Raw genomic sequence first — 12,493 nt, 5'->3', positions numbered from 1 at the left:
AACTTATGCTTATTGCCAGAGTTGGCGATATGACATCGCATGGCGGCACGGTTCTTAATGGTTTAGCGACGGTTCGCTGTTATGGGCTTCCCATCGCCTTAGCCGGGATAAGTGTCACCAGTTGCTCAACCTTACATGCTGCGAGTCCAATGATAACCGGTTCTACGGCCGTCTTTGCTACAGGTATGCCGATAGCCCGTGTGGGGGATACGACAGGATGTGGGGCTCAAGTGGTGAGTGGGGCAGCGAATGTATTTATTAGAAATTGAGTTACTGAAACAGGAGGATTTTTCTACACAGCATCAGCTGTTACTGAAAAATAGTCGGCAAGGCGATTACTATTTTGAAAAAAACAGTAAAAACAATCGCTTGCAAGAATTGGCAAAAGAGTTTTGGCTTTATCGAGAAGCTCCCTGTTCCGCTGTACACGCTAAGGCACCTGTAGCGGATTGTCATCATGAAAAGCTATTTCGACAGCAAATTCAGGAATCGGCGCAACAGCTGGTGACGACCCTAGCACAGAAGCCATTAACGATTGCGCAGATCCTACAGCAACTTGAGCGAGAACAGCCTGATTTTATCCCGCTCGGTAAGACTTCATTAGGTTCCGATATATTACGGAGTGTTGATAATCAACACTCCCTTTTGGAAGCGTGGAGGATAAAAGAGGATGCAACGTTAAAGGACTGTCGATTATGAGAAATAAACGTTGGGGAACGCCCGTGACGCTGCATAAGCTATTGGACGATACGCCGCTCCAAGAGGATACCTTTTCGTTAGACGCATCGACGATAAAACGTTTCATTACGGAAGACCTGAGTCAGCTATTAAATAGTCAACCGACTGAAATTCCTGTTCATTATCAAGGCGGGCCTCTGATTGAGGCCTCTGTACTGAATTATGGGTTAGGCGTAACTATTGGCGATGCTATTTCTTCACAGCACTATCAAAAAGTTGAGAGAGCGATTAAAACCACAATCATTCGTTTCGAACCTCGTATTGATCCCCAAACCTTAACAGTCACTGTCCTACCCATCTCGGCACGTACTCAGTCGATATCCCAATTGAGTCTTAGTATTTCGGCGCAATTACTCTCCTACCCGGAGAACCTATCACTGACGATAGCGGGTACTTACGACACCGCGACGGCAACGACTTGGTTTGAGTGATTAGCGTAAAAGGTAATAAATATAAGATTATTGTATTTAAAGCAATGAACAATAAATAAATCCTATTCTCATATAGCTTTACTTGCCCTATTCTGGTGGGTATTGGTTATTTACTGTTTATTTGGAAAGTTTTATTTAAATTACAAAAGCTGTGCTTACGGATAAAAAATGGAAGTATTAATTGTCAGGGTGGCAGGCGGAGATGCTTACTATAAATTAGGGATTAGTTCATTGATTATTAATCAATGGAAGGGAAAGAATAAAAAAGTGCGTATCGTTCCTGACGATGCGAAAACATATCATCTTAGTTTTGATTTCGACGAAGAAGTTGTCGTTATTCACGCAACCTACTTTACAGGAGCATCCCACGCATCACAGTTAACCAAATTACCTTGGGGAAATATTTATGTTCCCTTCAATTGTCGTCGAAGCACTTTGGCGCAGATCGAAGGGAAGATTTCTAGAATTTTAGCTATCCCAGATTGGAAGATACCTAATGATTTCGATTTGATTAACATCATTGCACATAATGATCTCAAACGTTATCAGCAACTCTCGCCGTCTGAGTTTATGATTATTACCTTTATAGGCCAAGGGATTGATTGTAATTTAATTTCAAAAAAAATGGATCGTTCCATTAAAACGGTCCGTACACATTATCGAAGTGCTTGCCGAAAGCTGGGTTTTGATAATCAAGCCGATTTTTTTAGGTTTGCAAAATATATTTCAAAAAATAGTCAGGGCGTTATTAACGCACTCTGCTTATAAATAAGGACGTTGTGATGAATAAAGGAACTTCATCGAATAATAAGGATAGCTGTTTCGCCAAAAAACATATTTTGTGTTGTGCACTTTTTTTAGGACCCGTTGAGGGGTTAGCAGAGACTTACGAAAACTTAGTCCTTGAAAATTCAGGTTATTGGCAAGATATTACCATAGATAATACTATAACTACTGGTGGCGCCCTATTGATTAAGAATGGTGCATCAATCAACCTGACAAATGCAGATATCACGGTTGGATTGATTAGTGGAACCGGTATCAGGACACATGTTGGTAAATTTACCGCTGAGAATTTAAAGATAAATGTTAAAGATAGCAATGGCAGAGCGTTAGGAATAAGTATCGGTCCAACCAGCCAAGTTAATCTTAATAACATGACTCTACTCAACCAGGGGAAAGGTGAAGGGATCGTCTTCAATACCGAAGAGAATACTGAATCTGGATTGAATGTTTCGAATAGTTCAATTGAAACCACCGATGGCTCAGGGATCCGCGCAATGTTTGGTGTGCTAACGCTAACGGATGTGGACATCTTAGCGCGAGGTGATTTTGGCCATGCCATCGATATGAACACCGGCACCAAAGATCTCACTATCCGCGGTGGAAAGTTGTGTACGGAAGGGGATCAAAGCTATGGGATTTGGATGATCCACGATGGCGGTAAAATGGTTGCTGAGGGGACGGAGTTTAGAACCACGGGAGTAAGATCCCATGGACTGGTCTTACAGCGTTCCTTTCCGAATATGCCATTAAGTGAAGCCATCCTCAGCTCAACCATGTTCAATATTGTGGGGGATAGAGCTTACGGTATTTATGCCGAAGGAAATCTCTTTGGGAATAGCGTGCATATCGATACTTTTGGCCGAGGAGGCCACGGTATATTTGCGGTCGGTGAGGGCGCAGTAGAGTTAAGCAATTCGAATATTTCGACGTACAACGATGCTGCTTATGGAATGGTCCTACTCAACGGAGCGAGGGTAAAGGGGGAATCCGTTCACCTTCTAACAGAAGGGGAGGCCTCTTATGGCATTTATAATGACGGTGGCTCTATTGTACTTAACGATAGCGCCATTCAGGTGACGGGTGATAAGTCTGCTGGCATCTTGGTCAGTGGCGATAGCTCAAAAAGTGATTTTTCATATAGCGAGATGAGTCAGCTAAATCCTTCTACAGTACTTAACAACACCTCCTTATACAGTAATATAGGCTATACAGGCAATGCTATTATAAGTGTTAACGGTGCCTCGGTGGTGAAATTAACTGATAGCGAAATCGATTATAAAAATGGCTACGCATTCAGTGCGCTGACCACCTCCGATGATCAACAAAAAACGTATGCTTCTGCCCTATATATTGATGCGTCTAATAGTACCATTTTGGGCAATATTATCGCCACAGATAACAACAAAATCTATGCAGACCTTAAAGGTGAGCGTGGCGTGTTAACTGGCCAAGTGACCAATATTGAGTCCTTAAACTTACAGCAAGGCCGCTGGAATATCACGGGGACTAGCCAAGTCAAATCACTTAACAATGACGGTAGTATTGTCTTCGAGCGAGGGAACACCGATCATCAATTAATCATCAATGGCGATTATAGTGGTTCGGGATCACTCAGCCTGTCAACGGTCCTTTCGGATGATAATTCCCCGACTAATAAAATGATTATTAAAGGGGATGTTTTATCGGGGAGCTCGACAGCGGTAAGCGTGGATAATTTGGGAGGAGTAGGAGCCGAAACGATCAAAGGGATCGAATTAATTTCTGTCGGAGGCACCTCTTTTGGTGAATTTACTCAGCAAGGAAGGATCGTGGCCGGTGCTTATGAGTACAATTTAGTCAAACAGGCAGAGAGCTGGTATTTGCATACTGGATTCCCCGACCCGACACCGGACCCGACACCGGACCCGACACCGGACCCGACACCGGACCCGACACCGGACCCAACACCAGACCCGACGCCAGACCCGACGCCAGACCCAACACCTGACCCAACCCCTCGCCCTGACCCGACATACCGTGTCGAAGCCGGGAGTTATCTGGCAAATGCTATTGCCGGTAATACGCTGTTTAATACGTCACTATTTGAACGCGAATCCGATCCTTTTGAGCAAGAGACCTCACGACTTAGCCAAAATACCTCTAATTTGTGGTTAAGACAGGTGGGTGGCCGTAGTAGTTGGTCTGACAGTAGTGGTCAGCTCAAGACAAAATCCAATCGCTATGTTGCTCAATTGGGGGGAGCATTATTAAATATAGAGACACCGTCAGGGGGCAGGTGGACGACCGGGGTCATGGCAGGCTATGGCCATCACAATAACTCTACCGGTTCCGACCGGGTTGGGTATCGCGCTAAAGGCAGCGTTAATGGTTATAGCACTGGCTTGTACTCAACCTGGATAAACGATAATTCCGGTAAAGGGGGATACATTGATAGCTGGTTACTCTATAACTGGTTTAATAATTCCGTTAAGGGAGAGCAGCTGAGTCCTCAATATTATCGTTCTAAGGGGGTTACCGCCAGTATCGAAACAGGATACGTCTCCGAACTATTAAGATTTAATGGCAGTCTTGGATCTGAATATCGTTGGTACTTTATGCCGTCGGCGCAACTAATCTATCAAGGTGTTAAGCACGCCGATTTTACTGAAGAGAATAATACGCGTATCAGCAACGTGGGTAAAAACACTATACAAAGTAAGTTAGGGATCAGGAGCTGGATGCGCGGTCGGCATCAACTTGACCAACAAACAGAGCGATATTTCCAGCCTTTCGTCGAACTTAACTGGATTCATAACTCCAAACCTAACGGTGTCCAAATGGATAGCACCAAAGTGGAACTTGCCGGAGCAGAAAATATGGCAGAAATGAAACTAGGACTTGAAGCCAAACTCTCCCAGCAAGGCAGTATTTGGGTGAATACAGCCGTTCAAATTGGTAGCCAGGGCTTTAATGATAATCGTCTTACATTAGGTGGTAAATGGAGCTTTTAAATTAAGATAACGTAATGGCTTAAAGGCGGAGGCAGACTGCATGGGAAATATTCAGTTAGTGCAGAAAGTTTTCGCCTTTTATATTATGCTAAGACATCAATATTCCTGCTTTCTTAGTATGAGAAAGTCGATGTAATAGCTAGTGGAGCTCGCATGCGATTTAACTATCTTATCGTACCTATCATCACTCTTCTCTGTTCCTGCAGTAGCCACTCGCACCGTGAAGATAATGAAACCGCGCCTCAAGGCGGGTTCCTCTTAAAGCCCGCAACCTTGTCCCAAAGTGACCTAACCGGGGACTTTGCGGGTAACCCAAGAGCAGAAGCATTTATCGATATGATGGTCGAAAAGCATAATTTTAACCGTCAGCAACTTATCGCATGGCTTAGCCAAACCCGCCGTTTGGACTACGTCCTTAGATTAATGGATCGTCAAGCGCCAAATTACACACCTGCACCTGGCCCTAACGGTGCGTGGATCCGCTATCGTAATAAATTTATAACCGATTCGAATGTCCAAAATGGCGTTGTTTTTTGGAATCAATACCGCGATGCACTGGCAAGAGCGGAAGCGCAATACGGTGTGCCCGCCGAAATAATTGTTGGCATTATCGGGGTTGAAACGCGCTGGGGCCGGGTCATGGGAAAAACCCGTATCATTGATGGTCTCGCAACACTCGCCTTTGATTATCCCCGTCGAGCAACCTATTTCAGTAGTGAACTCGAAACCTTTTTAGTGATGTCTCAACATGAGCAAGACAATCCACTGACGCTGCGAGGTTCTTTCGCGGGAGCGATGGGCTATGGTCAATTTATGCCATCCGCCTACAAACAATTTGCAGTAGATTTTAACGGTGATGGTCACATTAACCTGTGGGATCCCGTCGACGCTATCGGAAGTGTTGCGCATTACTTTCAACAAAGTGGCTGGAAAACAGGACAGCCGGTAGCAATCGTCGGCACGGGGCAAGCTCCTGGCTTAGAAAATGGCTACTCGACACGTTACACCGTCAACCAATTACAGAACAGCGGTTTGAGACCTCAACAACCGCTTTCCGGCTCACAGAAAGTGAGTTTGTTGCGCCTAGATATGGGGAATAGTTATCAGTACTGGTTTGGCTTACCGAATTTTTATGTGATAACACGCTACAACCACAGCACCCAGTATGCCATGGCGGTTTGGCAATTGGGTGAGTCGGTACGCGCTTCTCGGCAAAATAATCTGTAACACGAAGCAATAATTGAGTGCCGGGCAGTAAATGATCGGCTCGGTACGCCATTGTTGACGTAGAATTGTTAAGCTATTGACCTGAACAAAGTGGGCGGAAAACTATGAGCGACCAACTGGCCCAACTGAGCCAATTACTCGGGCATCATCTTAGGCAATCGCAGGCCACCCTCACCACTGCAGAATCTTGCACCGGGGGAGGGATTGCTAAAGCGATCACGGATGTTAGTGGCTGCTCCGATTATTTCGAGGGGGGGATCGTCACTTACAGCGAGCGATGTAAGCAGCGCTATTTAGGTGTATTACCTGACACCTTGCGACAGCATGGTGTGGTGAGTGAAGCCGTAGCCCAAGAGATGGCTGAAGGCGCTTGTCTTGCGTTTTCAGCTCACTATGCCATCTCGGTTACCGGCTATGCGGGGCCGGGCGGCGGTACCGAGGATAAGCCAGTGGGCACGGTCTGTTTCGGCTTTGTATCGGCTCAGGGGAGTTCAACTACCCATACCTGCCACTTCTCCGGTAGCCGTGAGACCATCCGCCAGCAGTCGGTGACCTTTGCCTTAGCGACAGCGTTAGAGACATTTTTCAAAATTAAACTTGATACTGTATGACTATACAGTATAATTAGTCCGGTAAATGCATAAGCATAAAAATCCCCTTGCTGGCGAAACCAGTACGATTAGGAGTTGAAATGGCTATTGATGAAAACAAACAAAAAGCACTTGCCGCTGCGTTAGGACAGATTGAGAAGCAGTTTGGTAAAGGCTCTATCATGCGTCTGGGTGAAGACCGGACGATGGATGTTGAAACCATTTCAACGGGATCATTATCCTTAGACATCGCGTTAGGAGCTGGCGGCCTACCAATGGGCCGTATCGTTGAGATTTACGGACCTGAATCATCAGGTAAAACAACGCTGACACTACAAGTTATCGCTGCTGCGCAACGCAAAGGAAAAACCTGCGCCTTTATCGATGCTGAGCATGCGTTAGACCCGGTTTATGCTAAGAAGTTAGGTGTTGATATCGACAACCTGCTTTGTTCCCAGCCAGATACCGGTGAGCAAGCGCTTGAAATTTGTGATGCGTTAGCCCGTTCAGGTGCGGTAGATGTCATTATTGTCGACTCCGTTGCGGCACTCACACCGAAGGCTGAAATTGAAGGCGAGATTGGTGATTCTCATATGGGCCTCGCGGCGCGTATGATGAGCCAAGCGATGCGTAAATTAGCCGGTAACTTAAAACAATCTAATACACTACTTATTTTCATCAACCAAATTCGGATGAAAATCGGTGTAATGTTTGGTAACCCTGAAACCACAACGGGGGGTAACGCATTAAAATTCTATGCCTCAGTCCGTCTTGATATCCGCCGTATCGGTGCGATCAAAGAGGGGGAAAACGTGGTGGGAAGTGAAACCCGTGTGAAAGTGGTGAAAAACAAAATTGCGGCACCTTTCCGCCAAGCAGAATTCCAAATTATGTATGGCGAGGGGATCAACTTCTACGGTGAGTTGGTTGATTTAGGCGTGAAGCATAAGTTTATTGAAAAAGCGGGCGCTTGGTATAGCTATCAAGGCGACAAAATTGGTCAAGGTAAGGCTAATGCGGGTAACTATCTGCGTGAGAATCCGCAAATGGCCGCGGAAATTGAACAAAAGCTGCGTGAAACCTTGTTGAACAATCCAAGTCATGAAGGTGAAACCTCCCCAGAGAAAGAGATGTCTGGCGAGAATGACGAGCAAGATGAATTTTAATATTGTATCGTGATGTGAGTAACGGGAGTCTGCGTATGCGGCTCCCGTTTTTCGTTATGGAGACTGAATAAAGAGGACATCATATGGAGACCAACGTCCAGAGGAAAGAAGTCACGTATGCACAATTGTTACAACGCGCGGTATGGATGCTGGGTCAACGTGACCATGGAACAGAAGAGTTACGGGAAAAATTGCGTTTAGCGGTCACGAGGAAGTCATTACGCGAAACAGCTTATCAGTATTGGGTCGCAGAGGAGACCTTGGAAAGCGTCATGCAGTGGTGTAGAGAACAAGGCTACTTAAATGACGAACGCTTTTGCCAACAATTTATTCTGCAACGAAGTCGTAGAGGCTACGGACCACAGCGGATCAGCCAAGATTTGCAACGCAAACAGATACCGTCGTCGACAGCACAGCACGCATTACGCCACACTGAGGTCGATTGGCAGCAGTGCGCCCAAGACGTTGCCGAAAAGAAAGCGGGCCGACGTTGGCCAACGACCTATCCAGAAAAAGTGAAGTTACAACGTTATCTTTACAGCAGAGGCTTTCAAAGCGAAGATATCCGTGCTGTTTTTGAAAATATTTCCTCGTGAATAAGATTGAGATTTTACTTCGCCGTGAAGAAAACTTATCTTATTGAGACTTTTAGTTCCCTATCATAGGTCGACTGTGAACATTCCAGTGACTTAGATATAACGGAACGTCTGTTAAGCAAGATACCAGGACATTTATGAGCAAGAGTACTGCAGAGATTCGCCAGACGTTTCTCGATTTTTTCCAGAGCAAAGGCCACCAAATTGTTGCTAGCAGTTCGTTAGTACCAAACAATGACCCGACGTTACTCTTTACTAACGCAGGGATGAACCAGTTCAAGGATGTGTTCCTCGGTCAAGACAAACGTGATTACTCACGTGCAACGACCTCACAGCGCTGTGTTCGTGCAGGGGGCAAACATAACGACCTCGAAAACGTTGGCTACACCGCGCGTCATCATACTTTCTTTGAAATGCTCGGTAACTTTAGTTTCGGCGATTACTTTAAACGTGAAGCGATTTCCTTTGCATGGGAACTCCTCACCAGCGCCCAATGGTTTAATTTACCTAAAGAGCGTCTATGGGTAACTGTTTATGAAACCGATGATGAAGCGTGGGATATCTGGGAAAAAGAGATTGGTATTCCCGCGGAGCGTATTATCCGTATTGGTGATAATAAGGGTAGTGCCTATGCTTCAGACAATTTCTGGCAGATGGGTGATACAGGCCCGTGTGGCCCTTGTAGCGAAATTTTCTACGATCATGGCGACCACATTTGGGGTGGCCCTCCAGGATCCGCTGAAGAAGACGGCGACCGCTATATTGAAATCTGGAATATCGTATTCATGCAGTTCAATCGCCAAGCTGATGGCACGATGCTTCCTCTGCCTAAACCTTCCGTTGATACGGGAATGGGCTTAGAGCGTATTTCTGCGGTACTGCAACACGTCAACTCTAACTATGATATCGACTTATTCCAAAAACTGATTGCTTCTGTGGCACAGGTGACTGGAACACAAGATCTGACCAATAAATCGTTACGCGTTATTGCTGACCATATCCGTTCTTGCGCATTCTTAATTGCCGATGGTGTTGTGCCTTCTAACGAAAACCGGGGTTATGTGCTACGTCGGATTATTCGTCGTGCCGTCCGCCACGGTAACATGTTGGGGGCGCAGCAGAGCTTCTTCTATAAATTAGTTCAACCACTCATCGAAGTGATGGGTAGTGCCGGCGATGAGTTACGTAAACAACAGCAACACGTTGAAAGCGTATTAAAAGCTGAAGAAGAACAATTCGCTAAAACATTAGAGCGTGGCTTAGCCCTGCTTGATGAAGAACTTGCTGCACTGCAGGGCGATACTCTGCAGGGTGAGATTGTTTTCCGTCTCTACGATACCTTCGGTTTCCCTGCCGACTTGACCGCAGATGTCTGCCGTGAGCGGAATTTGAAAATTGATGAAGCCGGTTTTGAAGCGGCAATGGAAGCGCAGCGCCAACGCGCCCGCCAAGCAAGTGGCTTCAGTGCGGATTACAATGCGCAGATCCGTGTAGAAAAAGACGCCGAATTTAAGGGGTATGACCAATTAGCTTTCCCAGCCACAGTGAGTGAAATTTTTGTGGCGGGACAATCTGTTCAAACACTGCTACCAGGACAATCGGCGGTAGTCATCCTCGATAAAACGCCATTCTACGGTGAGTCGGGTGGACAGGTCGGTGATACGGGGGTGATCTCGACAGAACAGGGTGATTTTACCGTAGAAGATACGCAAAAATATGGTAAGAGTCCGGGGCATCTAGGCCGCTTGGTCGCGGGTGAGTTACGGGTCGGACAACAGGTTAATGCCCAAGTTAATGAAGCGAGACGGGCAAAAATCCGCTTAAACCACTCCGCAACGCACCTATTACATGCCGCATTACGTCAGGTTCTTGGGCCGCATGTGGCACAGAAAGGCTCATTAGTTAACGACAAATACTTACGTTTTGATTTCTCTCATACGGAAGCCATGAGCGAACAGCAATTACGTCAAGTCACTGAGATTGTGAACCAACAAATCCGTTTAAACCTGCCGGTGACAACCGAGATTATGGATATTGAAGACGCCAAACAAAAAGGGGCCATGGCCTTATTTGGTGAAAAATATGACCAACAGGTACGCGTATTGACCATGGGTGATTTCTCGGTAGAACTCTGCGGGGGCACTCACGCACAGCGCACAGGTGATATCGGTTTATTTGTACTAGACTCTGAGTCGGGTACTGCTGCAGGTGTACGTCGTATTGAAGCCTTTACCGGTCAACGTGCACTGGATACGGTATTTGCGGCACAGGATCAGCTGACGCAAATAGCACAACTGATCAAAGCGAATAGCACTAATCTTAATGACAAGATTAAAGCGCTAGCCGAACATACTCGTGTGCTTGAAAAACAGGTTCAACAGCTTAAAGACCAGCAGGCGGCTCAGAAAAGTGCGTCGTTAGCTGATCAGGTTAGCGAGATTAATGGGGTAAAAGTACTCGTCAGTGAGCTACCTTCTATCGATCCTAAGCTGCTTCGTACCATGGTCGATGATCTGAAAAATCAATTAGGTTCAGCAATTATTGTATTAGGTACAACCAGCGAAGATAAAGTTTCACTTATTGTTGGTGTCACGAAAGACCTAACTGATCGCATCAAAGCGGGTGAACTTATTGGGCTTATTGCACCGAAAATCGGAGGCAAAGGGGGCGGTCGACCGGATATGGCGCAAGCAGGAGGGAATTTACCTGACGCGCTAACCGCTACACTCGCGGAAGTGCCTGCGATGATCTCTAATCAATTACAATAAGTTAAGTTGATTTGGCTAATGGCCCAACACACTCTGTTGGGCTCATTATAAAATCATTTAATGAATCTCTTGATAAAGTCAGGTAAGAACTGTGTATTTCGGCTAAACTATTATCAAGCATGAGTTATTACGGATTGAGTGAATTTTATTAATAAAATACTGTCCTAATTACTTAGCGTTAACGATGGATGTGCCGGGTTGTGCAGAAACCCGACTCTTTTAATCTTTCAAGGAGCAAAGAATGCTTATTCTAACTCGTCGAGTGGGTGAAACCCTCATGATCGGTGATGAGGTAACAGTGACAGTACTCGGTGTTAAAGGGAACCAAGTCAGAATCGGTGTTAATGCACCTAAAGAGGTTTCGGTGCACCGTGAAGAGATTTACCAACGTATCCAAGCTGAAAAAACTCAGGACTCTGAGTACTAATCTCTCTGCACTCACCAGGGGCAGGTTGCGAAGCGGCTGTAAAACATAATTATGTTTGCAGCCGTTTTTTTATGTATTATAAAAGAAAAACGCCGAGTAAATGCGCGAATTGCTGCGGTTTTGTGCAAACAAACAATCTTCTCGAAAAAGTGTTTGACTTATAAGTCGGGGAAAGTAATATGTGCGCCAACGCAGCAACGAACGGTTACGCAAGTTTCTCTCGGTGCTAAGTTAAGAAGTAAATTGGTGAGGTGGCCGAGAGGCTGAAGGCGCTCCCCTGCTAAGGGAGTATGCGGTCAAAAGCTGCATCGAGGGTTCGAATCCCTCCCTCACCGCCATTTACGCATCCGTAGCTCAGCTGGATAGAGTACTCGGCTACGAACCGAGCGGTCGGAGGTTCGAATCCTCCCGGATGCACCATAATGGTTGTTACACACTTCTTCGGTAAGTTTGTTACCTGTCAGTTACAAGAATTCTGTAATGCATCCGTAGCTCAGCTGGATAGAGTACTCGGCTACGAACCGAGCGGTCGGAGGTTCGAATCCTCCCGGATGCACCATTATTCGTAATGAAATAAATCACTACCCCGTTTTACCCCCATACTCTGCATCCGTAGCTCAGCTGGATAGAGTACTCGGCTACGAACCGAGCGGTCGGAGGTTCGAATCCTCCCGGATGCACCATTCGCTTTTCTTCCCTAAATCTATAATCTTTATTAAATAATTCAATTGTTCTGCGCTAAGATAGCTTTTTACTGCCATAGCATCTAAGGTT

General features: G+C 45.8%; 11 protein-coding genes and 4 tRNA genes. All 15 read left to right on the top strand.

Translation table 11 applies throughout. From position 1 onward, the window contains the following. Positions 1 to 5: 5 nt before the first annotated feature. The 15 genes from BMX14_RS08950 (at position 6) to BMX14_RS08880 (ending at position 12,402) form a co-directional block, all read left to right on the top strand. A complete protein-coding gene (locus tag BMX14_RS08950) occupies positions 6 to 269 on the top strand; it encodes a PAAR domain-containing protein (RefSeq protein WP_092675766.1) in 264 nt (87 codons plus the stop codon). After that, positions 250 to 699 carry a hypothetical protein gene (locus BMX14_RS08945; RefSeq protein ID WP_092675763.1) on the top strand — a complete coding sequence of 150 codons (450 nt, stop codon included), beginning with the start codon at positions 250 to 252 and terminating at the stop codon, positions 697 to 699. Before BMX14_RS08950 ends, BMX14_RS08945 begins: the two co-directional genes overlap by 20 nt. Next, a complete protein-coding gene (locus BMX14_RS08940; protein WP_092675760.1) occupies positions 696 to 1,169 on the top strand; it encodes a type VI secretion system baseplate subunit TssE in 474 nt (157 codons plus the stop codon). The genes BMX14_RS08945 and BMX14_RS08940 overlap by 4 nt, the downstream gene beginning before the upstream one ends. A 168-nt stretch (positions 1,170 to 1,337) precedes the next feature. Beyond that, on the top strand, positions 1,338 to 1,937 hold the full coding sequence (locus BMX14_RS08935) for a helix-turn-helix transcriptional regulator (RefSeq protein ID WP_092675758.1): 600 nt from the start codon (positions 1,338 to 1,340) through the stop codon (positions 1,935 to 1,937). Between the two features lie 14 nt (positions 1,938 to 1,951). After that, complete coding sequence (locus BMX14_RS08930) at positions 1,952 to 4,945, top strand: autotransporter outer membrane beta-barrel domain-containing protein (protein WP_092675755.1); 2,994 nt, start codon at positions 1,952 to 1,954, stop codon at positions 4,943 to 4,945. A gap of 153 nt (positions 4,946 to 5,098) precedes the next feature. Next, on the top strand, positions 5,099 to 6,172 hold the full coding sequence (mltB, locus tag BMX14_RS08925; RefSeq protein WP_092675752.1) for a lytic murein transglycosylase B: 1,074 nt from the start codon (positions 5,099 to 5,101) through the stop codon (positions 6,170 to 6,172). 104 nt (positions 6,173 to 6,276) lie between these two features. Continuing rightward, complete coding sequence (locus BMX14_RS08920; protein WP_092675748.1) at positions 6,277 to 6,783, top strand: nicotinamide-nucleotide amidohydrolase family protein; 507 nt, start codon at positions 6,277 to 6,279, stop codon at positions 6,781 to 6,783. An 80-nt stretch (positions 6,784 to 6,863) separates the two neighbouring features. Beyond that, complete coding sequence (gene recA / locus BMX14_RS08915; RefSeq protein ID WP_092675745.1) at positions 6,864 to 7,928, top strand: recombinase RecA; 1,065 nt, start codon at positions 6,864 to 6,866, stop codon at positions 7,926 to 7,928. An 83-nt stretch (positions 7,929 to 8,011) separates the two neighbouring features. Then, positions 8,012 to 8,524 carry a regulatory protein RecX gene (locus BMX14_RS08910; protein WP_092675743.1) on the top strand — a complete coding sequence of 171 codons (513 nt, stop codon included), beginning with the start codon at positions 8,012 to 8,014 and terminating at the stop codon, positions 8,522 to 8,524. 137 nt (positions 8,525 to 8,661) lie between these two features. Further along, on the top strand, positions 8,662 to 11,292 hold the full coding sequence (gene alaS / locus BMX14_RS08905) for an alanine--tRNA ligase (protein WP_092675740.1): 2,631 nt from the start codon (positions 8,662 to 8,664) through the stop codon (positions 11,290 to 11,292). 241 nt (positions 11,293 to 11,533) lie between these two features. After that, positions 11,534 to 11,719, top strand: coding sequence for a carbon storage regulator CsrA (csrA, locus tag BMX14_RS08900; protein ID WP_062812383.1), 186 nt, complete (start codon positions 11,534 to 11,536; stop codon positions 11,717 to 11,719). A 245-nt stretch (positions 11,720 to 11,964) separates the two neighbouring features. Then, positions 11,965 to 12,057, top strand: a tRNA-Ser gene (locus BMX14_RS08895). A 5-nt stretch (positions 12,058 to 12,062) separates the two neighbouring features. Then, positions 12,063 to 12,139: transfer RNA gene (locus tag BMX14_RS08890), tRNA-Arg, on the top strand. 62 nt (positions 12,140 to 12,201) lie between these two features. Next, a tRNA-Arg gene (locus BMX14_RS08885) sits at positions 12,202 to 12,278 on the top strand. A gap of 47 nt (positions 12,279 to 12,325) precedes the next feature. Next, positions 12,326 to 12,402: transfer RNA gene (locus BMX14_RS08880), tRNA-Arg, on the top strand. Positions 12,403 to 12,493: the final 91 nt, after the last annotated feature.

The sequence above is a fragment of the Rosenbergiella nectarea genome, from assembly GCF_900111105.1.
GTDB classification, from domain to species: domain Bacteria; phylum Pseudomonadota; class Gammaproteobacteria; order Enterobacterales; family Enterobacteriaceae; genus Rosenbergiella; species Rosenbergiella nectarea.
This window is presented reverse-complemented; position numbering and strand designations above follow the sequence as displayed.